This is a genomic window from Tabrizicola flagellatus, assembly GCF_046295235.1.
Classification (GTDB): domain Bacteria; phylum Pseudomonadota; class Alphaproteobacteria; order Rhodobacterales; family Rhodobacteraceae; genus Tabrizicola; species Tabrizicola flagellata_A.
Genome location: NZ_JBKBLV010000020.1, coordinates 12,918 through 36,799, shown reverse-complemented (window position 1 = coordinate 36,799; position 23,882 = coordinate 12,918). Strand labels below are relative to the sequence as shown.

The window sequence follows — 23,882 nt, the reverse complement described above, 5'->3', positions numbered from 1 at the left end:
GCCCGGCAGGCGCCTGACTGTCCGCACCCCGCCCGATTTCTGCGATGCAGCATGACGAGGCACCGAAAAATGCGTCGTCTCCCCGCGGACTGGGCGCGAGGAAACCCCTTCTCCTATGCGCATGGCGATCCCCCGGCTTTCCTGTCCCCAGCCAAGGCCGCTGGCCCGAGGCCCGGAAAGACCAACCATGTCCGGCGCGGTCCGGGCAAACGAAACAGGGGATAGACACGAAGAAACCGACCAGCCGCACGCTTCTGTCCAGCGCCGCTGCCGCCGCTGCGATGACCTTGCCGCGCCTCGCCTTCGGCCAGGCCAAGACGATCAAGGTCGGCGTGCAGAAGCTCGCGCTTCTGGGCACCGACCATGTCTATCCGCGCACGACGAACAACATCCTGGAGGCCTACCTGATCTCCAAGGGCATCCCGAAGGAGGACATCTTCGTCAACTACACCCCCTTCGGCCATTCGGACTGGTCGAAGATCGTCGGCGACGTGGTCGCGCTGGGCGCGGACGGCAAGAAGGTCGGCGTCGTCTCGACGATCAACGGCGATGCGAACATCGGCTTCTACAAGGAACCAGCCGCCGCGGGCGTGAAGGCCGACACGATCCCGGTCGTCGCTTTCTCGGTCGGCGAAGAGGAACTGTCGGGCCTCGACACCCCGAACCTGGTCGGGCACCTCGCGGCCTGGAACTACTTCATGTCGGCCGACACGCCCGAGAACAAGGCGTTCATCGAGGCCTGGAAGGCCTTCATCAAGGACGACAAGCGTGTGACGAACGACCCGATGGAGGCGCATTACATCGGCTTCAACATGTGGGTGAACGCGGTCACCGCTGCGGGGACCACCGATGTCGATGCGGTCAGCGATGCGATGATCGGGCAGAAATTCCCGAACCTCACGGGCGGGATGGCCCAGCCCGAAACCGACCACTATCAACCCCAAGGACTCTCGTTATGAACGAGGGACGACCGGGGGCAAGTCACCTGCAACCTGACCAATGCCGAGATCGGGGTCGATGACACCGACCACCTTACCGTCACCCCCTTCAGGCGCAAGAGCCATGACCCTGCGCATCGTATCCTTTAGCCTTCTTGCCCTGCTTGCCTCTCCTGCCGTTGCCCAACCCGACGGCGCGACGATCTATGCCGACCTCTGCTCCAGCTGCCACGCCGAAACCCGGCTGGGTGGCAAGGGCCCGGCGCTGATCCCGGAAAGCCTGGGGCGTCTGAAGGGAGAGAAGCTGGCGGCCGTCATCGCCGACGGCCGCCCGATGACGCAGATGCCGGCCTTCAAGGACACTCTGAAACCCGAGGAGATCGCCGCCGTCGCCGCTTTCATCCAGACCCCGCTGGATGCCCCGATCTGGGCCACGGCAGAGATCGACGGCTCGCAAACGATGCGGGAGGACTACGCCCCCGCCACCGCCCCGGTATTCAGCTCCGACCCAATGAACATCACGCTGGTCGTGGAGACCGGCGACAGCCACATCTCGGTGCTGGACGGCGACACGCTGGACGTGCTCGACCGCTTCGAGACGCCGTTCGCGGTGCATGGCGGGCCGAAATTCTCGTCGGACGGGCGCTATGTCTTCATCATGTCCCGTGACGGCTGGGTGCAGAAATACGACATCTGGTCGCTGCACGAGGTCGGCCGGGTCCGCGCGGGCCTGAACAGCCGCAACATCGCGATGAGTTCGGACGGCAAGTATCTGGCTGTCGCCAACTACCTCCCGAACACGCTGACGATCCTGAACGCCGCCGACCTGTCGGTGGCCAGGGTGTTCGACGTGACGGGGCGCAAGGGCGACGCTTCTCGCGTCTCGGCGGTCTACCAGGCCCCGGAGCGGGGGACTTTCGTCCTGGCGCTGAAGGACGTGCCGGAGATCTGGGAGGTGACCTTTACCGAGGACGACGGGCCCTATTCCGAAGGGTTCGTCCATTCCAACGAGAACGGGATGGAAGAGGCGCTAGGCGTGCAGAAGGGGCTGTTCGCCCGTCGCCGGATCGACGTTTCGGCGCCGTTGGACGATTTCTTCTTCTCGCCCGACTACCGCGAACTGATCGGCGCCAACCCCGAAGCCGAGACCGGCGTCGTCGTCAACCTGGATGTCGGCCGCGAGATCGCCAGCCTGCCCTTGCCGGGGATGCCGCACCTGGGCTCTGGCATCAGCTGGGACCGCAAGGGCCATCGCGTCGTCGCCATTCCGCACCTGAACGAAGGCCGGATCAGCGTGATCGACATGGAGGACTGGTCGCTGGTCAAGACCATCGAAACCTCTGGCCCCGGCTTTTTCCTACGAAGCCATGACGGGACCCCCTGGCTGTGGGCGGACGTCTTCACGGGTGAGCAGAAGGGCGAAATGCACATCATCGACAAGGAGACGCTGGAGGTCGCCAAGGTTCTGACGCCCGAACCGGGCAAGACCGTGGCGCATACCGAATTCACCAGGGACGGGAAGCATGCGCTGGTGTCGATCTGGGAGATGGATGGGGCCGTGATCGTCTACGATGCCAGGACCCTGAAGGAAATCAGACGCTTGCCGATGGTCGGGCCATCAGGAAAATACAATGTCTGGAACAAGATCACCGTCGAGGACGGAACCAGCCACTAGGCCCTCATGGCGGTTGATGGCGGTGCTTTGGCCCTTTGCCACGGCAGTGATGGCGATCAACCTGTTCCTTTTGGGCCTTGTCGGCGTGGCGGCCGGCTGGACCGGCATCGCCCCCGTCACCGCGCTTTGGCTGCCGCTGCCGCTGGGAGTTCCGGCCACATGGGCTGCTGCGCGCTGGGTCGCACGCCTGATGGCCGAGGCCGAGCAGTCCTGACCGAAGTCAAGGTTCCCCGCCGGCATCCCATGCCAATTCCCGCTTCAGCAAACCGGAAAGGAAATTCCATGTTCAAACCCCTGCTTCCCATCCTTGCCCTGACCCTGGCGGCCCCCGCCTTCGCCGATCCGGACGCCTCCGAGGGCGAAGCGAACTTCAAGAAGTGCAAGTCCTGCCACTCGATCATTGCTCCCGACGGGACCGAGATCCAGAAGGGCGGCAAGACCGGCCCGAACCTCTGGGGCGTCGTTGGCCGTGCGGTCGGATCGGCCCCCGATTTCAAGTATGGCGATGGCATACTGGCCGCGAACGCCAAGGGTGTTGTCTGGGACGAGGCGCAGATCGTGACCTATTTGGCCGATCCGGCGGCTTGGGTGAAGGCCGCAACGGGCAATGCGGCGGCAAAGTCGAAGATGACCTTCAAGCTGCCGAAGACCGAGGATGCCGAGGACATGGCCGCCTACCTCGCCACCCTCAAGTGAGCTTCCGGCGCGGTCCCTGCCCTTTGCGGGCGGGGGCCGTCCCCCGTTTTGCGCGCTATCCGGCGGCAAGGCGTCCTGATCCGCCCTGTCGCTGTATGGATATCCTCGCGGAGCGACCCGAACCAGTGGCTACCTGAGCCTTGGCCGTGTCGCGATTACTTTCCAGGGGTCGGTCGTGGAGAGGTTGTTGGATGTCGCCCGCCTTGACCACGCGCGCGACTCCAGACTAGTGGCGGTTGTCCAGGTGCCGGCAGGGGCTGACCGACGGCTTGATCTCGCCCTGTTCGCGCCCGCTGGGGACCGGGCCGACGATCCAAAGGCCGCTGTCGGTCATCGTCTCGCGGATCCGTTCGACCCGGTGGTCCGCGACGGAGAGGCGCCGGGCGTTGGCAGCCCTATCCGCTTCCGGCGCGATACTGCCCCTGTTCCCTGGATCCATTCGCATGATCGCGAGCCTGAGCCTCTCAATTCGCTCCCCCGTCAGTTGCGCAAATCCCGGTTCACGACGCGGCCTGAACCGTCTACTGCCCGCCTTCTGCATGGGAAGCTTCGCACTGGACCGGGGACTGCGCGGCACGGTCGGCGAGCGAAACGGTGTGCTGGTCATCCAGGCCGAGGTGGCCTTTGCCGGGTCTGCGAAAAGGTCTCGCCGGCGAACCCGGTCCGCCTTGCCATCCAGAACGGCATGAGCACAGTAGAGGCGTTCGGAAGCGCCGGAGTCATGCAATGCAACTGGGCCGCATCGCCTGCCTGGGAGAGGTGATGATCGAGGTCGCCCGGACCGGCGACGATGCCGCCCGGATCGGGGTGGCGGGCGACACGTTCAACACGGCGGTCTACCTGTCGCGCGCTCTGGGGCCGGGACGGGTGGCCTATGTCACGGCGCTTGGGACCGACCGGCAGTCCGACCGGATCCTCGACGCGCTCCGGGCCGAGGCGCTCGACACCAGCCATGTCGACCGCCTGCCGGGGCTGATGCCGGGACTTTACCTGATCGACACCGATGCGAGGGGCGAGCGCAGCTTTTCCTACTGGCGCTCGACCTCGGCGGCGCGGCACATGTTCAGCAAGGAAAGCGGCCTGACGCCAGAGTTTCTGGACGGCTTCGACACGCTCTACCTCTCGGGCATCAGCATCGCGATCCTCGACCCGGCGGCCCGCGACCGGCTGGCCGACGGGCTGGAGCGCTTTCGCGCGCGAGGCGGCAAGGTCGCCTTCGATTCCAACTATCGCGCGATACTGTGGCCCGACATCGCCACTGCCCGCACCCAGATGGCGCGCTTCATCGCCGCAAGCGATATCGCCTTCCCGTCGCAGGACGACGAGGCGGCACTTTCCGGCACAGGCGGCGTCACGTCGATCCTTGACCGTTATGCGGCCGCAGGCGTCCGGCAGGGCGCGCTGAAATGCGGGGCTGACGGGGCGATTGCGCTGGACGGAAGCCGCCTGCACCGCCCGGCACGGCCCGGAGTGCGGGTGGTCGACACTACGGCGGCGGGCGACAGCTTCAACGCCGGCTTCCTGGCGCAGATGGACCGGGGTGGAGACATTTCCGAATGTCTCGCTGCCGCCGCAGGTCTGGCCGAGCGTGTCATCGCGGTGCGAGGTGCAATCCTGCCGCGCTGACCTGCGGCGGGCCAGAGGGCTCTCTGCTGTCCGGCATTGGCCGTCATCCTACCGGTGCTTGCGTGGGACGGATTCCCGATGTCCGACCGTGCCGGCCCGCAGAGGCAGTTTGGCGCCATGCTTTGCGGCGGGGTGGGGGGATCCGCCGACCGGCTCAGGCCGCGGCGAACATCGGCCCGCCACGCCAGCGCGGGTAGCCGTAGCCGTGGACTTCCACGAGGTCGATGTCAGAGGCTTTCAGGGCGATCCCCTCGGCCAGGATGGTCCTTCCTTCCGCCGCCATCGCGCGGGTGAGGCGGGTGGCAATCTCCTCGGCCGTAAGGGCTTGTGCGCTGCCGATGTGGTCGGCCAGCAGTCGGGCAGTGGTGTCCGATGGCCTTGGCGTCCGGTCGCCCGCTGCATAATCGTACCAACCGCCGCCGGTCTTCTGGCCCTTGCGCCCGGCGCGGACGAGAATGTCGCCCAGCGTTTCCGGCACGTCCTGCCCCGCTGCCCGCGCGCCCTCGCGCTGGAGGTACGCGATGTCGAGGCCGCCAAGGTCCTGCGCCTCGAACGGACCCATAGCGAAGCCGTGGGCGCGCATGGCGGCGTCGATGGTGGTGATGGGGGTGCCCTGTCGGACAAGGGCTTCTGCCTCGGCCCGGTAGCGTTTCAGGATGCGGTTGCCGATGAAGCCGTCGCAGATCCCGGCCTGCACGGGAATCTTGGCGAGCGTCCGGGCCAGGGCGAAGCCGGTGGCGAGGGTTTCCGGCGAGGTCGCCGGGATCGGCACGATCTCCAGCAGTTTCATTACGTTGGCCGGGCTGAAGAAGTGCAGCCCGATGAAGCGGTCGGGATGGGGCAGGTCCGCGGCGATGAGGCGCGGGTCGAGGTAAGAGGTGTTGGTGGCGAGGATCGCGTCGGGGCGGCAGGTCTGGCCCAGCCGGGCAAAGACGGCGCGCTTGACGGAAAGGTCCTCGAACACGGCCTCGATGACGAGGTCGGTGTCGGCCAGCAGGCTGTAGTCACTTCCTGCGGTGACGCCGTCCATCCGGGCCTGTGCCTGCGCCTCGGTCAGCTTGCCGCGCTTCACCGCGCCGTCGAATATGGTGCGGAGGTTCTGTAGGCCGCGATCCACGGCCTCTGCATCGCGTTCGATCAGGGTGACGGGCAGGCCCGCGTCGCGCAGCGCGGCGGCGATGCCCGCGCCCATGGTGCCCCCACCGATCACGGCGGCGGAGCTGATCTCTCTTGGCCTCGTGTCGCCCAGATGCGCGGGTTTCGGTGCGGCGCGTTCGGCGAAGAAGATGTGGCGCAAGGCTGCGGCCTGGTCCGAGGCCCGCAGCTCGAGGAAGGTCGCCCGTTCGTGGGCCATCGCCTCGGCAAAGGGTTTCTCGGCGGCGACGCGCAGGCAGTCCAGCGCGCGAAGAGGGGCGATTTCGCCCCGGGCCCGCTTGGCGATGGCCTTCTTCTGCTCATCCCACCACGCCGCGTCGGGTGTGGTTACGTGGCGGGCGGAGACAGCTTGAGGCAGGGGGCGGGTCAGGGCCTGGCGTGCGAAGGCGACGGCTTCGGCAAGCAGGTCGCCGGTGACGACGGCATCGACCAGGCCCAGCGAAAGGGCCTTGGCGGCCTTGACCGGGCGGCCGGTGGTGACCAGCTCGACCGCCGCCTCGACGCCCGCAAGACGTGGGGTGCGGACGGTGCCCGAGGCGCCCGGCACAATGCCGAGGGTGACTTCGGGCAAGCCGACGGAGGCGGTGTCGAGGGCTACGCGGCAACGGCAGCCCATCGCAACCTCGAATCCGCCACCGAGCGCGGAGCCGTGGATGGCGGCCACCCAGGGTTTTGCGGCCTGTTCCAGCCGGTCAACCAGGTCGGGGAGGTGCGGCGGGACGGGGGGCTTGCCGAACTCGGTCACGTCGGCCCCGGCGATGAAGGTGCGGCCCGCGCAGATCAGCACCACGGCGCGGACCGAGGGGTCGGCATCCAGCGTGCCGACGGCGTCCCAGAGGCCCTGGCGCAAGGCCTGGCCAAGGGCATTGACCGGCGGGTTGTCGACGGTGACGATGGCGATGTCGGCCTCGCGCCGGATGCTGACTGTCATCTCAAATCCCCAGGTAAGCTTCGCGGATGCGCGGATCGGCGATAAGCACCTCGGCCGGGCCGTCCATGGTGATGCGGCCGGTTTCCATCACATAGCCACGATCGGCGATCTTCAGCGCGCCGTAGGCGTTCTGTTCCACCAGAAGCACGGTGACATCCAGCGCCTTCAGCCCCTTCACCACGTCGAAGATCTGCGCGACGATGATCGGGGCAAGGCCCATCGAGGGCTCATCCAGCAGCAGACAGGATGGGCGCCCCATCAGTGCCCGCGCCATCGCCAGCATCTGCTGCTGGCCGCCCGACAGGCCGCCTGCCGCAAGGTTCCGCTTTTCCTTCAGGATCGGGAACATCTGAAAGGCGTCGTCCATGTCCTTCTCTACCCGGTCATCGGCGTAGAGATAGGCGCCGAGGCGCAGGTTTTCCTCCACTGTCAGGTTGGTGAAAATCTGCCGGCCTTCCGGCGATTGCGACAGGCCCCGGCCGACACGGCGCCACGCCGGGACGCCGGACATCGGCTCGCCCCGGAAGGTGACAGAACCTCCCGCCAGCGGATGCACGCCCGAAAGGCAGCGCAGGAGCGTGGTCTTGCCCGCTCCGTTGGCCCCGATCACGGTGACGATCTCGCCCGAGTTCACGGCAAGGTCGATCCCGTGCAGCACTTCGATCCGCCCATAGCGGGCGCGCAGACCTTCAACCAGCAGCATTTTCGGCCCCCAGATAGGCAGCGATGACGGCAGGGTTCCGGCTGACCGAGGCCGGGTCGCCCTCGGCGATCTTCTCGCCGTGGTCGAGGACGACGATGTGGTTGGAGATCCGCATGACCATCTTCATGTCGTGTTCCACCAGAAGGATCGCGACGCCCGAGGCCGCGATTTCCGCGATCAGGTGGTCGATCTCTTCGGTTTCCACCGCGTTGCAGCCCGCCGCCGGTTCGTCCAAAAGGAGGACCCTGGGGTTCAGGGCCATCGCGCGGGCGATTTCCAGCCGCTTGAGCGAGCCGTAGGAGAGGCTGCCGGCCTCCCGCTCGGCCGCGCGTTCCAGGCCCACGCGCTTGAGCAGTTCCCGCGCTCCGGCCTCGGCCTCAAGCGCCCGGCGGCGCGAGGACGGAAGGTTGAACAGGTCGGACAGGACGTGACCGCTTTCCCGCAGGTGGTAGCCCGCGATGGTGTTCTCCAGAACGGTCATCGACTGGAAGATCTGAAGGTTCTGGAAGGTCCGGCACATGCCGCGCCGGGCCAGAAGGTGCGGGGACATGGCGGTCACGTCCTCGCCGTTCAGGACGACCTTGCCCGATCCCGGCTGGTAGACACCCGAGATCATGTTGAAGAGCGTCGTCTTGCCCGCGCCGTTCGGGCCGATGACCGAGACGATCTCGCCCGGTTTCACGCCGAAGGAGACGTCGTTCACGGCCTTGAGGCCGCCGAAGCTGATGCCCAGCCCCTCGATCGACAAAAGGTTCATTCGCCCCTCCCCCGGATCTTGCGCAGGATCGACGGGACGACGCCTTCGCGCAGGAAGATCATCACCAGCACCATAACGGCGCCGAGGACCAGTTGTTCGTATTCGGCGAAGACCGTCAGGACCTGCGGCAGCAGGGTCAGCACCGCCGCGCCGAAGATTGCGCCGGCGACCGATCCGACGCCGCCCAGGACGGCCATCGTCACCATTTCGACCGAGTGCATGAAACCGGCCACATCGGGGGTGATGAACTTGTTCTGAAGTGCGAGGAGCGAGCCCGAGACTGAGGCATAGACGGCCGAGATCACGAAGGCTTGCAGCTTCAGCTTCGCCACGTCCATGCCGACGGTCCTGGCTGCAACTTCCGACCCGTGCAGCGCCCGCAACGCCCGACCCGTCGCGCTGTCGCGCAGGTTCAGCGCCAGCCAGGCACCCAGGAACAGGACGATGCCGCAGAAGAAGTACCAGAACTGCCCGTTCGACAGGTCAAGCCCTGCGTCCTTCAGAACGGCACGCAGGCCAAGCTCGGCGACCTCGATCCCGTCGGGGCCGCGCGTCAGCTCGCGCTCGTTGTTCAGCACCATCGAGATCAGGATACCCATCCCCAGTGAGGCGACGGCCAGGTAATAGCCCTTCAGGCGCAGGATCGGACGGCCGACCAGCCAGGCGAGGAAGGCCGAGACGGCTGCGCCCAGGAGGACCGCCAAGGCGGGATGGATGCCCCAGTGGACGGGAGCCAGGGCGCAGGCATAGGCGCCGATACCGGCGAACCCGGCGTGGCCCAGACTGATCTGTCCGGCCCAGCCGGTCAGGATCACGATGCCGGTGACGGCCAGCGCGTTGACAAAGATCAGCGCGCCGACGCGGTAGTAGAAGGCCGAAGGGAAGAAGACCGGCGAGAGTGCGATCAGGATGACAAGGGCCAGGAGTGTGGCGGATTTGGGGGTCAGTCGCATGGTCACACCCGATCCGTCGATTTGCGGCCGAAAAGGCCCTGCGGCAGGAAGAAGAGAACGGCCAGGATCACGATGAAGGCGGCGGCGTCCTTGTATTGCGAGCTGATGTAACCCGCCGTCATTCCTTCCAGCACACCGAGGAGGAAGCCGCCCACCAGCGCACCCTTGGGGTTGCCCATCCCGCCCAGCATTGCGGCGGCAAAGCCCTTCAGCGCGAAGGCGAGGCCCACGTCGTAGGAGGTCATGGTGATCGGCGTCACCAGCACCCCGGCCAGCGCGCCGATCCCGGCGGAGAGGGCGAAGGAGAGGGTCATCACGAAGGGCGTGTTGATCCCCACCAGCTGTGCCGCCAGCCGGTTGTTCGAGGTGGCAAGCACCGCGCGGCCCAGCAGCGTGCGGGTGAAGAACAGCCACAATCCGATGAAGACCGCGACGGACCCTGCGATCACCCAAAGGCTTTGCGGCAGGATCGTCGCGCCCCAGACACGAAGGGGATCATCGCCGGAGAAGGCTGGGTAGGTGTGGATCTGCTTGCCGAAGACCAGCTGCGCCGCACCCCGGATGAAGATCGACACACCAATGGTAATGATGACCAGCGACACGACGGGTGCGCCTCGGGCAGGCTCGATCGCCAGCTTGTTCATCGCCACCCCCAGCGCGGCGGTGGCCACCACGGCTGCCAGCGCAGCCAAGGGCAGCGGTGCGCCCGCGGTGTAGGCCATGACGGTGATCATCCCGCCCAGCATGACGAACTCACCCTGGGCGAAGTTCACCACGTCCGAGGCGTTATAGATGATGGTGAAGCCAAGGGCGACCAGCGCATAGACCGCGCCGACCGTCACCCCGGACAGAAGGAATTGCAGAAGTTCCGACATGCGTCCCGCCCCCGATGGCCCGAAATGGGTCGCCGCGCCCCGGGTGTCCGGGGCGCGGCGGGTGGATTTACTGGACCAGTGTCCATTTGCCGCCCTGGATTTCCAGCATGCGGAAGGCCGAGAGGTCGAGGCCCAGGTGATCCTCGCGGGTGAAGGTATAGATGCCGGTGGTGCCGGCCAGGCCCGAGGTCGCCTCGATGGCGTCGCGGATCGCGGCGGGTTCGGCGGAACCGGCGCGGGCGATGGCATCGGTCATGATCAGGAAGGCGTCATGTGCATAGCCGCCGAAGGTGCCGACCGGGGTGCCGGTCTTTGCCTCGAACATCGCCTTGTAGGCATCGACGACCGGCTTCTGCGGATCATCCGCCGCCAGAAGGTCAGCCACCAGAAGTGCGGTGCCCGGCAGGCGCACGCCTTCTGCCGCATCGGCGCCGGCCAGTTCGATGAACCCGTCCGAGGCCACGCCGTGTGACTGGTAGAAGGGCAGATCGATGGCCAGCTGCTTGACGTTCCGCGTCACGATGGACGGACCCTGGCCGAAGCCCGGGTTCAGGATCGCCTGCACGCCCTCGGTTCCCTTGATCTTGGTCAGCTGCGCGGTCATGTCCGCGTCCTTCGGATCATAGGTCTCGTCCGCGATGATCTCGATGCCATAGTCCGGTGCCACGGCCTTGCACTGCGCCTGCATGGACGCGCCGAAGCCGTCGGTGCCCGAGATCATGCCGATCCTGGTGATCCCGGACTTCTGCATGTCCTCGAAGATCTTCTGGCAGGCCATGCGGTCGGTGTGCGGGGTCTTGAAGGTGAAGGGTTTGACCGGGTCGATGATGTCAATTGCGCCCGCCAGCGAGATGAACGGGATCTCGGCGTCCTCGGCCACGGCCAGGATCGACATGGTCGTGCCGGTGGTAGTGCCGCCGATGATGGCGACGACTTCGTCATCCTCGACGAGGCGGGTTGCGAAGGTGCGGGCCTTGTTCGGGTCACCATTGTCGTCATAGGCGATCAGCGTCACTTCCTCGCCGTTTATGCCGCCTTTGGCGTTCAGCTCCTCCACCAGCATTTCCAGGGTCTTGAGCTCCGGGTCGCCCAGGAAGGCGGCGGGGCCGGTTGACGACAGCGAGGCGCCGATCTTGATCTCGGCCATTGCCGGGAGGGCAAGGGCGACGAGGGCAGTGGTGGTCAGGAACGTCTTCATGTGGGTCTCCTCCCAGAGGTTGAAAATCAGGCCGCCAGTCGGCGCGACATCACCCGGCGAAAGCGGGTGGCGACGAAGGCGGTGTCGGTAAGGCTGGCGTTGCCGGCCGGGTTGGCTCCGGTGACGTGAAAGTCGCTGAAGGCCGCGGACTGGTTGACGTAGATGTTGCCGGTCAGGTTGATCGACAGGTTGACGCCGGCGTCGGCGAAGGCCGTCTCGGCGCGGGCGATGCGCGCTTCGTCGGTGTCGTAAAGCGCGGCGGTGATCGCGCCTTTCTCGGCGGCAAGGCTCGCGGCCTGCCGGATGGCGGCGTCGGCGTCCTTGGTGGCGATCAGGAAGGCGACGGGGCCGAAACACTCGTCGGTCGCGGTCGGGTCGGTTTCGGACACGGCCAGCAGGAGGGGCCCCGGGTCGCCCTTCGATGCCCCGGCGCGCAGGACGCGGCCCTTGGCGGCAGTCGCCTCGGCGCGCGTTTGCGTCGCCGGGTTGGCGATGGCGCCGCAGATGCCGGCGGCACGGGCCGGGTCGGACAGGAGGGTGTCGATGGCAGCAACCAGCGCGGCGGCAACCTCGTCAAAGGACTTGTGACCCTTGTCGGTCTCGATCCCGCCTTCGGGTAGGTAGATGTTCTGCGGCGAAGTACACATCTGGCCGGAATAGAGCGACAGCGCGAAGGCAAGGTTCGCGCACATGCCGTCAAGGTCGTGGGTCGCGGCGATGACGACGCTGTTGACGCCGGTCTCTTCGGTGAAAAGCTGCGCCTGACGGGCATTGTCGCGGAGCCAGGTGCCAAAGGTCGATGAGCCGGTGTAGTCGATCAGCTTGACCTCGGGCCGGGTGGCGAGGGTCTTGGTGATCTCGGCCCCAGGTTCGTCGACCGCCAGAAGGACGGAATCGGCGGGCAGGCCCGCTTCCACCAGCACCTCTCGCAGTACCCGGACGGTCAGGGCCAGCGGCAGGATGGCGCGGGGGTGGGGCTTCACGATCACCGGGTTGCCGGTCGCAAGGCTCGCGAAGAGGCCGGGGTAGGAGTTCCAGGTCGGGAAGGTGTTGCAGCCGATGGTCAGCGCGATCCCGGCCGGACGAAGCGTCCAGGACTTCTCCATCACGATCGGCGCGGCCTTGCCCTGTGGCTTCTCCCAGTGGGCATGCGCAGCGAAGCGGGTCATCTCGGTGTAGGCGGCCGCAACGGCTTCGAGGCCGCGGTCCTGTGCGTGCGGACCACCCGCCTGAAAGGCCATCGCAAAGGCCTGCCCCGTGGTGTGCATCGTGGCGTTGCCGATCAGAAAACTTTGGCGGTTTAGGCGGGCCAGCGTTTCAAGAAGGACACCGGTTCGGGTTTCCACGGAGGCAGCGGCCAGAGCGGGGGCGGCAGCCGTGGCGGCGGCGATCAGCTGATCAGGCGTCGCGGCAGGATAGCGGATGGCGAGCGTCGGGCCATAAGGCGACACCTCGGCCCCGACGTGGGTCGCTGCTGGATGGCCGGGCAGCGCAAAATCCTGGCCCATCAGTGCGGCGAAGGCGGCTTCTCCGTCTGGCTTGGCGGTTTCGCCATAGATCTTGCCGCTGGGAACCTCGGGATACGGGGTCCAGTATGCGCGGCGTGCAAGGGCCGATACGGCCGCCTCAAGCGTCGGCCGGTGAAGGTCGAAGAAGTCCGACATGCTGTCCTCCTGCCAGGGGCTCTCATCCCCGACGGGTTTTATCATTGACCGGCCGGTCGGTTTATGCAAGAACTTTTTCACGGCGTCCCGCAGATGGTGTGGACGGGGGAGACGACCATGACCACATCCGAGACTGTCCTTGCCAGCCTGGAGGCAGGCGTGCTGCGCCTGACGCTGAACCGGCCGGACAAGCTGAATTCCTTCAATGAAGAGATGCACCTGGCGCTGCGGGCGCAGGTCCAGCGCGCGCATGAGGACGAGGCGGTTCGGGCAGTTCTGGTCACCGGTGCTGGCCGCGGCTTCTGCGCCGGGCAGGACCTTGGCGACCGCGATCCGCGCAAGGGCGGGCCGGCCCCGGACCTGGGGAAGACGCTGGAGACCTTCTACAACCCGACGCTGCGACTGATTCGACAGCTGGAGAAGCCGGTTATCTGTGCGGTGAATGGGGTGGCAGCCGGCGCAGGCGCGAACATTGCCTTCGCCTGCGACATCGTGCTGGCCGCGAAATCCGCCAAGTTCATCCAGGCATTTGCCAGGATCGGCCTCATCCCCGACGCCGGCGGCAGCTGGTCCTTGGCCCGCATCCTGGGCGAACCTCGCGCCAAGGCGCTGGCGCTGACGGCCGAACCCGTGCCTGCCGAGAAGGCCGCAGACTGGGGCCTGATCTGGAAGGCGGTCGAAGACGCCGATCTGATGACTGAAGCAATCACACTGGCCGAATCGCTGGCCGCTGGCCCGACGCTGGGCCTCGGTCTAACCAAGCGGCTGATCCAGGCGGCGGCGACGAACACCTTGGAGGAACAGCTGGACATGGAGCGCGACCTGCAACAGCAGGCCGGCCGCAGCGCCGATTATGCCGAGGGCGTCACCGCCTTCCTGGAAAAGCGCCCCGCAAGGTTCAGCGGCAAATGAAGACCGTCGCAGAAATGACCCCGCAGGAAATCGCCGAGGCCTCGGCCCAGGCGATGTGGAACGATGACAGCGCAAGCCAGCGGCTGGGAATGTCGCTGGACCTGATCGCCCCTGGCCATGCGACCCTGTCGATGACCGTGACCGAGGCGATGTCGAACGGTCACGGCAACTGCCACGGCGGCTATATCTTCACGCTCGCCGACAGCGCCTTCGCCTTCGCCTGCAACAGCTACAATGATGTGGTCGTCGGCCAGCACTGCTCGATCTCTTACCTCAAGCCGGTCCGCATCGGCGACCGCCTGACCGCCACGGCACGCGAGGTGTCGCGGCACGGCCGGTCTGGCATCTACGATATCCGTATCACCAACCAGGACGGCCTGCATGTCGCGGAATTCCGCGGCCATTCGCGCACCGTCAGGGGCACCCATCTTCCGGTCGATGGCTGACCGGCTTACCTATTCCCGAGGGAGGAAACCATGGAAGACCTTACCCCCCGAAAGCAGGACCTCGACCCGATCGAGATCGCCTCGCGCGACGAGATCGAGGCGTTACAGTTCCACCGCATGAAGCGGTCTCTGAAGCACGCCTATGAGAACTCGCCCTTCTACCGCAACCGGTTCATCGAGGCGGATGTCCACCCCGAAGATCTCAAGACCCTGAAGGACATCGCGAAGTTCCCCTTCACCTGCAAGCAGGACCTGCGCGATACCTATCCCTTCGGCATGTTTGCCGTGCCGCGGAACAAGCTGGTTCGGGTGCATGGGTCCTCGGGCACCACGGGCAAGCCGACGGTGGTGGGCTATACGGCGAATGACATCGACGTCTGGGCCAACCTGATCGCGCGCTCGATCCGCGCGGCGGGCGGCCGTCCCGGCGAATTGCTGCACAACGCCTACGGCTACGGCCTCTTCACCGGCGGCCTCGGCGCGCATTACGGCGCGGAACGTCTTGGCTGCACTGTCGTCCCGATCTCGGGCGGGCAGACCGAACGCCAGGTGACGCTGATCACCGACTTTCAGCCGCAGATCATCATGGTGACGCCCAGCTACATGCTGTCGATCCTCGACGAGTTCCGCCGCCAGGGCCTGGACCCGCGCCAGTCCTCGCTGAAGGTCGGGATCTTCGGCGCCGAGCCCTGGACCAACGCGATGCGCGAGGAAATCGAACAGGCGTTCGACATGCACGCCGTCGACATCTACGGGCTGTCGGAAATCATGGGTCCGGGCGTCGCGCAGGAATGCGTTGAAACCAAGGACGGGCTACACATCTGGGAAGACCACTTCTATCCCGAGATCATCGACCCGGTGACGGGAGAAGTCCTTCCCGACGGCCAGATGGGCGAACTGGTATTCACCACGCTGACCAAGGAAGGCCTGCCGATGGTGCGCTACCGCACCCGCGACCTCACGCGGCTCTTGCCGGGGACGGCCCGCAGCATGCGCCGGATCGAGAAGATCACGGGTCGCAGCGACGACATGATCATCCTGCGCGGCGTCAACGTGTTCCCGACCCAGATCGAGGAACAGATCCTGAAATGCCGCGGTCTTGCCCCGCATTTCCAGATCGAGCTGGCCCGGGAAGGCCGGATGGACAACATGACGGTCCATGTCGAATGCGCCCCGGACCAAGTGGACGCGGACGCCCGAGTCAAATCGGCCAAGGAGCTTGCCCATCACATCAAGGCCATCGTCGGCGTTTCCACGCGCATCAACGTGACCGATCCCAATGCAATTGCCCGTTCCGAAGGCAAGGCCAAGCGCGTCGTGGACAATCGTCCCAAAGGCTGACCGTCCGGTCAGTGACACAAACACATGCTTGCACTAGAAGGGGCAGGAATGCCTCTTCGACTTTGCAGCGTCAGGAATATCATCATGGCTCGGACACGGGCAGCAGACTTCGAGGAAAAGCAGCGCATCATTCTGGACCACGCCGCACAGGTCTTTGCCGATCAGGGGATGGAAAAAGCCTCCATGTCCCAGATCGCTACGGTGGCGCATGTGTCCAAGGCATTGCTTTACCATTATTATCCCAGCAAAGACGCGCTGATCTTCGCGATCATCATGACGCATCTCGAAGGTCTGGACGCAGCCATCGAAGAGGCCGACGACCCAGACCTGCCGCCCGAGCAGCGGCTGCGCAAACTGGTCGGTGCCGTGCTGGAGAACTACCGGGGCGCGGACAACCAGCACAAGGTGCAGCTCAACGCGACATCGGCCCTGTCCGACGAACAGAAGGCCGAGATCACGGCAATCGAGCGCCGTATCGTCCGCCGGTTCTCGACCGTGCTGGACCAGATCAATCCGGGCCTGAACAGCAGGGACCGACCACTTCTGATGCCGGTGACCATGTCGTTGTTTGGCATGATGAACTGGGTCTACATGTGGTTCCGCGAAGGCGGCCGCATCAGCCGCGAGGATTACGCGGATGTGGCGACGACGCTGATCCTGGAGGGGATCAAGGCAGTCCGTTGAGCCCCGCCAGCACCTTCGGATCATAGGCCGGGGCTTGCGCGCGGCGGCGGTCGGGTTCCGGCGCGGTCAGAGCGACGGCGGGGCGCAGCTTAGCGGGCGCCTCGAGCGCCAGCCTCTGGTAGATCGCGGTGCCCTGCGATTTCCACACGACTTCATCATCGGAAAGCTCCCGCAGCACCTTTGCAGGGCTGCCCACAGCCAGGCTGCGTGGCGGGATCTGCGCACCCGCCTTCACGAAGGCCAGCGCCGCGACAATGGAGTCCGCGCCCACCACCGCCTCGTCCATAACCACGGCGTTCATGCCCACCATCGCATTGCGCCCGATCCGGCAACCGTGCAGCACCGCGCCATGGCCGATGTGGCCGGCTTCCTCGATGACCACATCCTTGCCGGGGAAGGCATGGACAACGCAGGTTTCCTGGAGATTGCTGCCGGTCTCCATCACGATGCGCCCGAAGTCGCCACGAAGAACCGCGCCGGGGCCGACATAGCAGGCCGGACCTATCAGCACGTCACCGATCACCACGGCCTCCGGGTGGACGAAGGCGGCGGGGTCGATCACCGGGACGATGCCGTCCCAGCTGTAGACGCGCCCGCTCATTCGGCAGCCTCGGCAGCGGCGGGGGGCCAGACCTTCGCCACCATGGTCAGCACGTCATACTGCGCCACGACCGTGCCGGTCTGATTTGTGACCTGGCAATCCCAGCGCACCTCGCCATGTTCGGCATTTGCGCGGGGGTTGATCTCCTTGCAGGTCAGCCGCACCTGCAACGTGTCGCCGAAATAGACCGGCGTCAGGAAGCGCAGTTTGTCGACGCCGTAGTTCGCCAGCACCGGGCCCGGCGCCGGATCTACGAACAGGCCCGCCGCGAAGGACGCGATCAGGTAGCCATGCGCAACACGGTCGTCGAAGAACGGGTTGGCCTTTGCAGCAGCGGCGTCCATGTGGGCATAGAAGGTGTCGCCGGTGAAATGGGCGAAATGCTCCACATCCTCCTGCGTGACCTGCCGCGCCGCCGTGACAAGCTGGTCGCCGATCCTGAGTTCCGCCAGCGACTTGCGGAACGGGTGGACCCCATGCTGCACGTCGGCCCCCTCGATCCAGCGACCCGTCACGGCTGACAGCAACCGGGGGCTACCTTGGACGGCGGTTCGCTGCATGTAGTGTTTCACGCCGCGCATCCCGCCCATCTCCTCGCCACCGCCAGCCCGGCCCGGCCCGCCGTGGACCAGAGGGGCCAGCGGAGACCCGTGGCCGGTCGAGGATTTGGCGGTCGCCCGATTGCCGATCAGCACCCGCCCGTGATGCGGGGCAAGGCCCAGCACGGTGGCCTCGGCCACCTTGGGATCGTCGGTGAACACCGAGGACACCAGCGAGCCCTTGCCCCTGGCTGCCAGCGCCACGGCGGCTTCTATGTCGTCATAGGGCATGACGGTGGACACCGGCCCGAAAGCTTCGACATCATGGACCGCGCCAGCCGCGAAGGGCTTGTCGCAATACAACAGGACCGGGTTCAGGAAGGCCCCGGCTTCGGCATCTCCCGATACTACGCGCACGGCATCGGGGTTGCCCGCCACGATCTCGGCATCCGCCTGCAGGTCGCGGATCCGCGCCCGCACCTCTTCGCGCTGGTCAAGGCTGGCGAGCGGCCCCATCCGCGTGCCCTCGTCCCCCGGCAAACCGAGCGGCGTCTTCTCCAGCCGCTCACCAAGCGCGGCGATGACCGCCTGCACATGGGCACGCGGCACGAAGACCCGGCGGATCGCGGTGCACTTCTGCCCGGCCTTGGCCGTCATCTCGCGCGAGACTTCCCTGACGAACAGGTCGAACTCCGCAGTGCCCGGTCCGGCATCGGGGCCGAGGATCGAGGCGTTCAGGCTGTCCGCCTCCATCGTGAAGCGGGTCGAGTTCTCGATGACCGCCTTGTGCGACTTCAGCTTCCGCCCCGTCCAGGCCGAACCGGTAAACGTCACCGCGTCCTGGCCCGTCACATGGTCCAGAAGGTCGCCCACGGACCCGGAGATCAGTTGCAGCGCGCCATCCGGCAGAAACCCGGTCTCCACGATACGCCGAACGACCAGCTCGGTCAGATAGGCGGTCTGGCTGGCCGGCTTCACGATGCAGGGGACGCCCGCGATCAGTGTGGGGGCGATCTTCTCCAGCATCCCCCAGACCGGGAAGTTGAACGCGTTGATATGCACCGCCACGCCCTGGATCGGCGTCAGGATGTGCTGGGCGACAAAGCTGCCATCCTTCGACAGCACCTCGACCTCGCCATCCGTCAGCACACGGGTGTTCGGCAACTCGCGCCGCGCCTTCGAGGCGAAGGTCAGCATGGTGCCGATCCCGCCCTCGATGTCGATCCAGCCGTCGGGCCGCGTGGCCCCGGTGTGCAGGCTTTCGGCGTAGAACTCTTCCTTCAGCTCCATCAGCTTCAGGCCCAGGGCCTTCAGCATCCCGGCGCGGTCGTGGAAGGACATGGCGCGCAGTTTCGGCCCCGCCACCTCGCGCCCGTAGGCAAGTGCGGCGGCGAAGTCGATGCCGGTGGAGTCTATGGTGGCCACGACCTCTCCGGTCGCAGCATCACAGAGGGGCTGTCCGTCGCGGGCGCCGGGGGTCCAGCGGCCGCAGACAAAACTTTCCAACCGGCGCGGGAGGCGGGCCGATGCGGTCATGGGTATCATCCTTGGTCTAGGCGCGGGGGACGGGCCCCCGGCAGGTCAGTTCAGGCCGATCGGCCCCAGGGTTTCGGCGACCAGCGCGTCCCAGCGGGCGTGCAGGTCCTCGTTGGTGGCATGGCGCAGGCCGAATCTGGCCAGGGTCTCGTAGCGGGCCGAGTTTGCGACGCCGAAGGTCACGGCCACGCGCGGGCGCCAGTAGGCGACGGCGGCTTTCGCCTCGGCGCGGCCCTCGTCCGTGGCGACCAGGCGGTCCAGCCCCTCGATCCCCAAGGCCGCATGCCGCGCCTCGCGCGGGGCGATCTCACGAAAGACCTCGGCCAGGGGCGCGTAGGAAACGCGGGTCAGTTCCGTCATCTGAACCCCTGTCGCCAGGCCCATCAGCACGTTCATCACCACCGCATCGGCCCAGCCGGTGATCGGGTAGTGGAACACCGACAGCCGCATGTCGCCCCCAATGCGGGCAGAGCCGAAATCGGCGTCCCGTGCCATGCGCGCCGCCCAGTCGTGCTGCCGCTGATAGCGCGCGGTGTCGGTGCCGAAATCCGCCATGACACTCAGCACACGCTCGGCATGGTCTGCCTTTTCCAGCGTGATCCGGCTGGCGGCGATCCGTTCCTTGATCCCCGGAGCAAAGTTGATCGACCCGGCGAACCCTGCCGAAGCCGCCAGCTCGCTGTCCACGAAGGAGGACATCAGCCGCATCAGTTCGCCCCGGTAGCGCGCGGGCACGTTGCCGGGAGAGGTCAGGACGCCGCCCTGGGCGAGGTAGTCCTCGATGTTCATCGTCTCGGTCATCTGATCCTCATTCGTCGAAGGTGACGACGACCTTTTCGGTCACCGGGAAGCTCTGGCAGGACAGCACGTACCCGGCCCGCACCTCGTAGTCCTCAAGCGCGTGGTTGGTGTGCATCTCCACCTCGCCCTCGATCACCTTGCAGCGGCAGGTCGAGCAGACACCGGCCTTGCAGGAATAGGGTGCGTCGAGGGCATTCTCGATGGCGGCGTCCAGAAGGCTTTGCCCCTGGCGCGGCATGGCGAAGCTGCGGGTGGTGCCGTCCAGCGTCACTGTGGCAGATGTGGAGTTGCCCGCGGTCAGGTCGGCCTTCGACACGGGCTTCGCCTTGGCGAGACCCGGCTGGCCGCTGGCGAACAGTTCGAACTTGATCTGTGCATCGGTCAGGCCGTGGTCGCGGAGGCTGGCGGCAATGGCCAGCATCATCGGCTCCGGCCCGCAGATGAAGGCCGTGTCCACGGACTTCGGGTCGATCCAGCCCGAGAAGAGGGCCTTCATCTTTTCGGCATCGACGCGCCCGGTGAACAGGTCGATGTCCTGCGCCTCGGTTTCCAGCACATGGATCACCGAGAAGCGGCCGAGGTAGGTGTTCTTGAGGTCCTCAAGATCCTCGCGGAACATGATCGTGTTGATCGCCCGGTTCGCGTAGACCAGCGTGAAGCGCGAGTGCGGTTCGTCCGCGAGCACGGTCTTGATGATCGACAGGACCGGCGTGATGCCCGATCCTCCGGCGAAGCCGAGGTAGTGTTTTTCCGCCGTCGGATCGACGGGGGTGAAGAACTTGCCCATCGGGGGCATCGCCTCGATCTCGTCGCCGGGGGCGAGGTTCTCGTTCGCCCAGGTGCTGAACGCACCGCCATCGACGCGCTTGATCCCGACCTGCAGCACGCCCTCGTGCTTGCCGGCGCAGATCGAATAGGACCGACGCAGTTCCTCGCCGTCGAAACTGCGGCGGAAGGTCAGGTACTGGCCCTGGGTGAAGTCGAACAGCGCGCGGTCCTCGTCGCGCGGTGCGAGGGTCACAACCACGGCGTCGCGGGTTTCGCGGCGGACCTCGGTGACCTTCAGCGGATGAAAGCGAGACATCATGTCCTCCCGGAGTGTCTGAGCATCGGGCGCATCCTCAGATGCACTTGAAATAGTCGAATGGTTCCAGGCAGTCGGTGCAGCGGTAGCTGGCCTTGCAGGGGGTCGAGCCGAACTGGCTGACCTTTTCCGTTCTCGTCGAGCCGCAGCGCGGGCAGGCGATCACCAGGTTCGATGTTCCGGCGAGCCGCGCCACCCGGCCTGCCAGCCGCCCGTCGGCGGCAGTGCCGTCCACCGGGGGGGCGATTCCGTAGGCGCTCAGCTTCTCTCGACCTTCGGGTGTGATCCAGTCCGTCGTCCAGGGGGGCGAAAGCTGCCGCTCCAGGCGGAGCTTGGCGATGCCCTTGGCGCGCAGGGCGGCCTCGATATCCAGGTTGATGACGCTGGTCGCGGGGCAACCCGAATAGGTGGGCGTGACCGTGACGACCAGCGTGTCATCCTGCCATTCTACGTTCCGGATGATGCCCAGATCGGTCAGGCTGATCACCGGGATTTCCGGGTCCGGCACCTGGGCCAGCCAGTGCCGCACCATCTGGATATCGGGAAGCGCCGCGCTGCTCATCGCCTTACCAGGTGCCGCCGGGATAGGCGCGCTGCAGGAACTGCATGTCGGCCAGGATGAAGCCCAATGCCTCGGTATGGCGACCTTGCTTGCCGCCCTTGTGCTGGAATGTGCCTTCCGGCAGGGCAAGCGTGGCCTCGGCCATCACCTCCGCAACAGTGCGATCCCAGGCGGCTTTGAGGCTGTCCGGCGCAGGGGCGATTCCGGCCTCTGCCAAGGCCTGATCGACCGCATCACCCAGGAACAGCTCGCCCGTATAGGGCCAAAGCTGGTTCAACGCCTTCTGCATCCGGGCGCGGCTTTCCTCGGTCCCGTCGCCCAGCCGGATCACCAGATCGGCTGAGCGTTCCAGGTGGTAGGCCACTTCCTTTGCCGCCTTTGCCGCGATCTCGGCTACGCGCTTGTCGGACGACCCCTGAAGGGCGCGCAGCATCTCCATGTGCCATGCGTCGAACAGGAACTGGCGCATCAGCGTCTGGCCGAAATCGCCATTGGGGCGTTCCACCAGCAGGACGTTGCGGAACTGCGCCGCGTCGCGCAGGTAGGCGAGATTGTCGGCCGTCCGGCCCTTGCCCTCGACCTCACCGGCGAGGCCCAGCCAGAGTTGTGTCTGGCCGATCAGGTCCAGTGCGGTGTTGGCCAGCGCGATGTCTTCCTCCAGCACAGGGGAATGTCCGCACCATTCGGACACGCGGTGCCCCAGCACCAGGCAGTTGTCACCCATCCGGCACAGCCAGTCGACGAAGGCATCCTCGGGGGCGGCGCCCTTGGCGGCCATCGTGCGGATGCCGGGCGCGCGCGCCAGGTCCGCATCGGCGGTCATCACATCGGTCAGCGAGGGCATCACATATGCCCCACTTCAGCCGGGATGTCGAAGAAGGTCGGGTGGCGATAGACCTTGCTGTTCGACGGCTCGAACAGCGGGCCCTTTTCCGAAGGCGCCGAGGCGGTGATCTCGTTCGATTTCACGACCCAGATCGACACGCCCTCATTGCGGCGGGTGTAGACGTCTCGGGCGTTGCAGATCGCCATTTCGGCGTCTGGCGCGTGCAGGCTGCCGACATGGCGGTGATTCAGGCCATGCTGACCGCGGATGAAAACTTCCCACAGGGGCCATTCACTGGACATCGGTTTCTCCTCCCGGTTCGGGTCAAGGGGTGGGGGCGGGCCTTCGCAGCCCGCCGTCAATTCACTCGGCGGCCATGCGCGCGGCGGCGCGGCGGGCATCCTGCTTTTTCGCGTGCGCCATCAGGCCGTCGCGGAACCAGGCGCCGTCTTCCCAGGCGGTGACGCGGGCTTCCATCCGCTCGGCGTTGCAGGGGCCGTTCCCGGCAATCACGTCGAAGAACTCTTCCCAGTCGGGCTCGCTGAAGTCGTAGCCGCCCTTCTCCTGGTTCCACTTCAGGTTCGGGTCGGGGATCGTCAGGCCCAGGTATTCGGCCTGCGGCACGGTCTGGTCGACGAACTTCTGGCGCAGCTCGTCGTTGGTGTTGATCTTGATCTTCCACTGCATCGACTGTGCGGAATGGACCGAGTCCTTGTCGGACGGCCCAAACATCATCAGCGCCGGATACCAGAAGCGGTTCATCGCATCCTGCGCCATCGCCTTCTGCTCGGGCGTTCCCTGCAGGCACATCTTCAGCAGGATGTCGTAGCCCTGACGCTGGTGGAACGACTCTTCCTTGCAGATGCGGATCATCGCGCGGCTGTAGGGACCGTAGGAGGTCTTCTGCAGCTGCACCTGGTTCATGATCGCAGCACCATCGACCAGCCAGCCGACGGTGCCGATGTCGGCCCAGTTCAGCGTCGGATAGTTGAAGATCGACGAATACTTCATCTTGCCATTGTGGAGCAGCTCCAAGAGCTCGTCCCGGCTGACGCCAAGCGTCTCGGCGGCCGAATAGAGGTAGAGGCCATGACCCGCCTCGTCCTGCACCTTGGCCAGGAGGATCGCCTTGCGCTCCAGCGTCGGCGCGCGGGTGATCCAGTTGCCTTCGGGCAGCTGCCCGACGATTTCGGAGTGCGCGTGCTGCCCGATCTGGCGGATCAGGGTCTTGCGATAGCCCTCAGGCATCCATTCCTTCGGCTCGATCTTCTCGCCGCGGTCGATGCGATCCTGGAAGGCGCGCTCCTGTTCCGTCATCTCCTCGCGGGACTTGGCGCCTTCGGCCTTGACCATCTGTGCATACATGGCTGGTTCCTCCC

At 66.0% G+C, this 23,882-nt stretch carries 23 protein-coding genes and 1 pseudogene; 9 read left to right on the top strand and 15 right to left on the bottom strand.

The genetic code is table 11. The annotated features are described in order from the left end of the window. Nucleotides 1–329: 329 nt before the first annotated feature. The 5 genes and pseudogenes from ACK4IU_RS10515 to ACK4IU_RS10495 all read left to right on the top strand — a co-directional run. Nucleotides 330–935: pseudogene (locus ACK4IU_RS10515) on the top strand (transporter substrate-binding protein); the annotation flags it as partial. Nucleotides 936–1,062: 127 nt separating this feature from the next. Continuing rightward, on the top strand, nt 1,063–2,613 hold the full coding sequence (locus tag ACK4IU_RS10510) for a cytochrome D1 domain-containing protein (RefSeq protein WP_409734704.1): 1,551 nt from the start codon (nt 1,063–1,065) through the stop codon (nt 2,611–2,613). A gap of 16 nt (nt 2,614–2,629) precedes the next feature. Next, entirely contained in the window at nt 2,630–2,827 is a 198-nt protein-coding gene (locus ACK4IU_RS10505) for a hypothetical protein (protein WP_409734702.1), read from the top strand. Nucleotides 2,828–2,895: 68 nt separating this feature from the next. Further along, nucleotides 2,896–3,309: a c-type cytochrome gene (locus ACK4IU_RS10500; protein WP_409734700.1), complete on the top strand. Its 414-nt coding sequence runs from the start codon at nt 2,896–2,898 to the stop codon at nt 3,307–3,309. Nucleotides 3,310–4,035: 726 nt separating this feature from the next. Then, a complete protein-coding gene (locus tag ACK4IU_RS10495; RefSeq protein ID WP_409734698.1) occupies nt 4,036–4,935 on the top strand; it encodes a sugar kinase in 900 nt (299 codons plus the stop codon). A 154-nt stretch (nt 4,936–5,089) separates the two neighbouring features. Here the strand turns inward: ACK4IU_RS10495 and ACK4IU_RS10490 are convergent, their stop codons facing one another. From ACK4IU_RS10490 to paaN, 7 genes are all read right to left on the bottom strand, one after another. Then, complete coding sequence (locus ACK4IU_RS10490; RefSeq protein WP_409734696.1) at nt 5,090–7,021, bottom strand: 3-hydroxyacyl-CoA dehydrogenase NAD-binding domain-containing protein; 1,932 nt, start codon at nt 7,019–7,021, stop codon at nt 5,090–5,092. Between the two features lies 1 nt (nt 7,022). Further along, nucleotides 7,023–7,724: an ABC transporter ATP-binding protein gene (locus ACK4IU_RS10485; RefSeq protein ID WP_409734694.1), complete on the bottom strand. Its 702-nt coding sequence runs from the start codon at nt 7,722–7,724 to the stop codon at nt 7,023–7,025. Then, nucleotides 7,711–8,481 carry an ABC transporter ATP-binding protein gene (locus ACK4IU_RS10480; RefSeq protein ID WP_409734692.1) on the bottom strand — a complete coding sequence of 257 codons (771 nt, stop codon included), beginning with the start codon at nt 8,479–8,481 and terminating at the stop codon, nt 7,711–7,713. Before ACK4IU_RS10480 ends, ACK4IU_RS10485 begins: the two co-directional genes overlap by 14 nt. Beyond that, nucleotides 8,478–9,434 (bottom strand): branched-chain amino acid ABC transporter permease, encoded by a 957-nt coding sequence (locus ACK4IU_RS10475; RefSeq protein ID WP_409734690.1) that lies wholly within the window; start codon nt 9,432–9,434, stop codon nt 8,478–8,480. The genes ACK4IU_RS10480 and ACK4IU_RS10475 overlap by 4 nt, the downstream gene beginning before the upstream one ends. 2 nt (nt 9,435–9,436) lie before the next feature. After that, complete coding sequence (locus tag ACK4IU_RS10470) at nt 9,437–10,309, bottom strand: branched-chain amino acid ABC transporter permease (protein WP_409734687.1); 873 nt, start codon at nt 10,307–10,309, stop codon at nt 9,437–9,439. Nucleotides 10,310–10,376: 67 nt separating this feature from the next. Continuing rightward, nucleotides 10,377–11,507: an ABC transporter substrate-binding protein gene (locus ACK4IU_RS10465; protein WP_409734685.1), complete on the bottom strand. Its 1,131-nt coding sequence runs from the start codon at nt 11,505–11,507 to the stop codon at nt 10,377–10,379. A gap of 26 nt (nt 11,508–11,533) precedes the next feature. After that, the gene (gene paaN / locus ACK4IU_RS10460) at nt 11,534–13,216 is read right to left on the bottom strand and encodes a phenylacetic acid degradation protein PaaN (protein ID WP_409734682.1); all 1,683 of its coding nucleotides are present in this window, start codon (nt 13,214–13,216) and stop codon (nt 11,534–11,536) included. Nucleotides 13,217–13,288: 72 nt separating this feature from the next. Between paaN and paaG the strand changes: the two genes are divergently transcribed. From paaG to ACK4IU_RS10440, 4 genes are all read left to right on the top strand, one after another. Then, nucleotides 13,289–14,083 carry a 2-(1,2-epoxy-1,2-dihydrophenyl)acetyl-CoA isomerase PaaG gene (gene paaG, locus ACK4IU_RS10455; protein ID WP_409734680.1) on the top strand — a complete coding sequence of 265 codons (795 nt, stop codon included), beginning with the start codon at nt 13,289–13,291 and terminating at the stop codon, nt 14,081–14,083. 14 nt (nt 14,084–14,097) lie between these two features. Further along, complete coding sequence (gene paaI / locus ACK4IU_RS10450) at nt 14,098–14,529, top strand: hydroxyphenylacetyl-CoA thioesterase PaaI (RefSeq protein ID WP_409734789.1); 432 nt, start codon at nt 14,098–14,100, stop codon at nt 14,527–14,529. Between the two features lie 30 nt (nt 14,530–14,559). After that, entirely contained in the window at nt 14,560–15,870 is a 1,311-nt protein-coding gene (gene paaK / locus ACK4IU_RS10445; RefSeq protein WP_409734677.1) for a phenylacetate--CoA ligase PaaK, read from the top strand. A gap of 84 nt (nt 15,871–15,954) precedes the next feature. Then, nucleotides 15,955–16,554 (top strand): TetR/AcrR family transcriptional regulator, encoded by a 600-nt coding sequence (locus ACK4IU_RS10440; protein ID WP_409734787.1) that lies wholly within the window; start codon nt 15,955–15,957, stop codon nt 16,552–16,554. Here ACK4IU_RS10440 and ACK4IU_RS10435 read toward each other — a convergent pair. The 8 genes from ACK4IU_RS10435 to paaA form a co-directional block, all read right to left on the bottom strand. Beyond that, a complete protein-coding gene (locus tag ACK4IU_RS10435; RefSeq protein ID WP_409734675.1) occupies nt 16,538–17,155 on the bottom strand; it encodes a transferase hexapeptide repeat family protein in 618 nt (205 codons plus the stop codon). The two genes, ACK4IU_RS10440 and ACK4IU_RS10435, sit on opposite strands and share 17 nt — an antisense overlap. Beyond that, nucleotides 17,152–19,230, bottom strand: a complete 2,079-nt coding sequence (paaZ, locus tag ACK4IU_RS10430) for a phenylacetic acid degradation bifunctional protein PaaZ (protein ID WP_409734672.1) — start codon at nt 19,228–19,230, stop codon at nt 17,152–17,154. The genes ACK4IU_RS10435 and paaZ overlap by 4 nt, the downstream gene beginning before the upstream one ends. 45 nt (nt 19,231–19,275) lie before the next feature. After that, complete coding sequence (locus ACK4IU_RS10425) at nt 19,276–20,031, bottom strand: Phenylacetic acid catabolic protein (RefSeq protein ID WP_409734670.1); 756 nt, start codon at nt 20,029–20,031, stop codon at nt 19,276–19,278. A gap of 7 nt (nt 20,032–20,038) precedes the next feature. Next, a complete protein-coding gene (gene paaE / locus ACK4IU_RS10420; protein ID WP_409734667.1) occupies nt 20,039–21,115 on the bottom strand; it encodes a 1,2-phenylacetyl-CoA epoxidase subunit PaaE in 1,077 nt (358 codons plus the stop codon). Between the two features lie 37 nt (nt 21,116–21,152). After that, the gene (gene paaD / locus ACK4IU_RS10415) at nt 21,153–21,677 is read right to left on the bottom strand and encodes a 1,2-phenylacetyl-CoA epoxidase subunit PaaD (protein WP_409734665.1); all 525 of its coding nucleotides are present in this window, start codon (nt 21,675–21,677) and stop codon (nt 21,153–21,155) included. Between the two features lie 4 nt (nt 21,678–21,681). Then, nucleotides 21,682–22,521, bottom strand: a complete 840-nt coding sequence (paaC, locus tag ACK4IU_RS10410; RefSeq protein ID WP_409734663.1) for a 1,2-phenylacetyl-CoA epoxidase subunit PaaC — start codon at nt 22,519–22,521, stop codon at nt 21,682–21,684. Beyond that, nucleotides 22,521–22,805, bottom strand: coding sequence for a 1,2-phenylacetyl-CoA epoxidase subunit PaaB (gene paaB / locus ACK4IU_RS10405; protein WP_322243342.1), 285 nt, complete (start codon nt 22,803–22,805; stop codon nt 22,521–22,523). The genes paaC and paaB overlap by 1 nt, the downstream gene beginning before the upstream one ends. Nucleotides 22,806–22,866: 61 nt before the next feature. Continuing rightward, nucleotides 22,867–23,868, bottom strand: a complete 1,002-nt coding sequence (paaA, locus tag ACK4IU_RS10400; protein ID WP_409734660.1) for a 1,2-phenylacetyl-CoA epoxidase subunit PaaA — start codon at nt 23,866–23,868, stop codon at nt 22,867–22,869. Between the last annotated feature and the right edge of the window lie 14 nt (nt 23,869–23,882).

Excerpts from the sequence above, each read along its gene's own strand:
- ACK4IU_RS10510 (WP_409734704.1), top strand. The coding sequence starts at position 1,063 with ATGACCCTGCGCATCGTATCCTTTAGCCTTCTTGCCCTGCTTGCCTCT.
- ACK4IU_RS10505 (WP_409734702.1), top strand. The coding sequence starts at position 2,630 with ATGGCGGTGCTTTGGCCCTTTGCCACGGCAGTGATGGCGATCAACCTG.
- ACK4IU_RS10500 (WP_409734700.1), top strand. The coding sequence starts at position 2,896 with ATGTTCAAACCCCTGCTTCCCATCCTTGCCCTGACCCTGGCGGCCCCC.
- ACK4IU_RS10495 (WP_409734698.1), top strand. The coding sequence starts at position 4,036 with ATGCAACTGGGCCGCATCGCCTGCCTGGGAGAGGTGATGATCGAGGTC.
- ACK4IU_RS10490 (WP_409734696.1), bottom strand. The coding sequence starts at position 7,021 with ATGACAGTCAGCATCCGGCGCGAGGCCGACATCGCCATCGTCACCGTC.
- ACK4IU_RS10485 (WP_409734694.1), bottom strand. The coding sequence starts at position 7,724 with ATGCTGCTGGTTGAAGGTCTGCGCGCCCGCTATGGGCGGATCGAAGTG.
- ACK4IU_RS10480 (WP_409734692.1), bottom strand. The coding sequence starts at position 8,481 with ATGAACCTTTTGTCGATCGAGGGGCTGGGCATCAGCTTCGGCGGCCTC.
- ACK4IU_RS10475 (WP_409734690.1), bottom strand. The coding sequence starts at position 9,434 with ATGCGACTGACCCCCAAATCCGCCACACTCCTGGCCCTTGTCATCCTG.
- ACK4IU_RS10470 (WP_409734687.1), bottom strand. The coding sequence starts at position 10,309 with ATGTCGGAACTTCTGCAATTCCTTCTGTCCGGGGTGACGGTCGGCGCG.
- ACK4IU_RS10465 (WP_409734685.1), bottom strand. The coding sequence starts at position 11,507 with ATGAAGACGTTCCTGACCACCACTGCCCTCGTCGCCCTTGCCCTCCCG.
- paaN (WP_409734682.1), bottom strand. The coding sequence starts at position 13,216 with ATGATAAAACCCGTCGGGGATGAGAGCCCCTGGCAGGAGGACAGCATG.
- paaG (WP_409734680.1), top strand. The coding sequence starts at position 13,289 with ATGACCACATCCGAGACTGTCCTTGCCAGCCTGGAGGCAGGCGTGCTG.
- paaI (WP_409734789.1), top strand. The coding sequence starts at position 14,098 with ATGACCCCGCAGGAAATCGCCGAGGCCTCGGCCCAGGCGATGTGGAAC.
- paaK (WP_409734677.1), top strand. The coding sequence starts at position 14,560 with ATGGAAGACCTTACCCCCCGAAAGCAGGACCTCGACCCGATCGAGATC.
- ACK4IU_RS10440 (WP_409734787.1), top strand. The coding sequence starts at position 15,955 with ATGGCTCGGACACGGGCAGCAGACTTCGAGGAAAAGCAGCGCATCATT.
- ACK4IU_RS10435 (WP_409734675.1), bottom strand. The coding sequence starts at position 17,155 with ATGAGCGGGCGCGTCTACAGCTGGGACGGCATCGTCCCGGTGATCGAC.
- paaZ (WP_409734672.1), bottom strand. The coding sequence starts at position 19,230 with ATGACCGCATCGGCCCGCCTCCCGCGCCGGTTGGAAAGTTTTGTCTGC.
- ACK4IU_RS10425 (WP_409734670.1), bottom strand. The coding sequence starts at position 20,031 with ATGACCGAGACGATGAACATCGAGGACTACCTCGCCCAGGGCGGCGTC.
- paaE (WP_409734667.1), bottom strand. The coding sequence starts at position 21,115 with ATGTCTCGCTTTCATCCGCTGAAGGTCACCGAGGTCCGCCGCGAAACC.
- paaD (WP_409734665.1), bottom strand. The coding sequence starts at position 21,677 with ATGAGCAGCGCGGCGCTTCCCGATATCCAGATGGTGCGGCACTGGCTG.
- paaC (WP_409734663.1), bottom strand. The coding sequence starts at position 22,521 with ATGCCCTCGCTGACCGATGTGATGACCGCCGATGCGGACCTGGCGCGC.
- paaB (WP_322243342.1), bottom strand. The coding sequence starts at position 22,805 with ATGTCCAGTGAATGGCCCCTGTGGGAAGTTTTCATCCGCGGTCAGCAT.
- paaA (WP_409734660.1), bottom strand. The coding sequence starts at position 23,868 with ATGTATGCACAGATGGTCAAGGCCGAAGGCGCCAAGTCCCGCGAGGAG.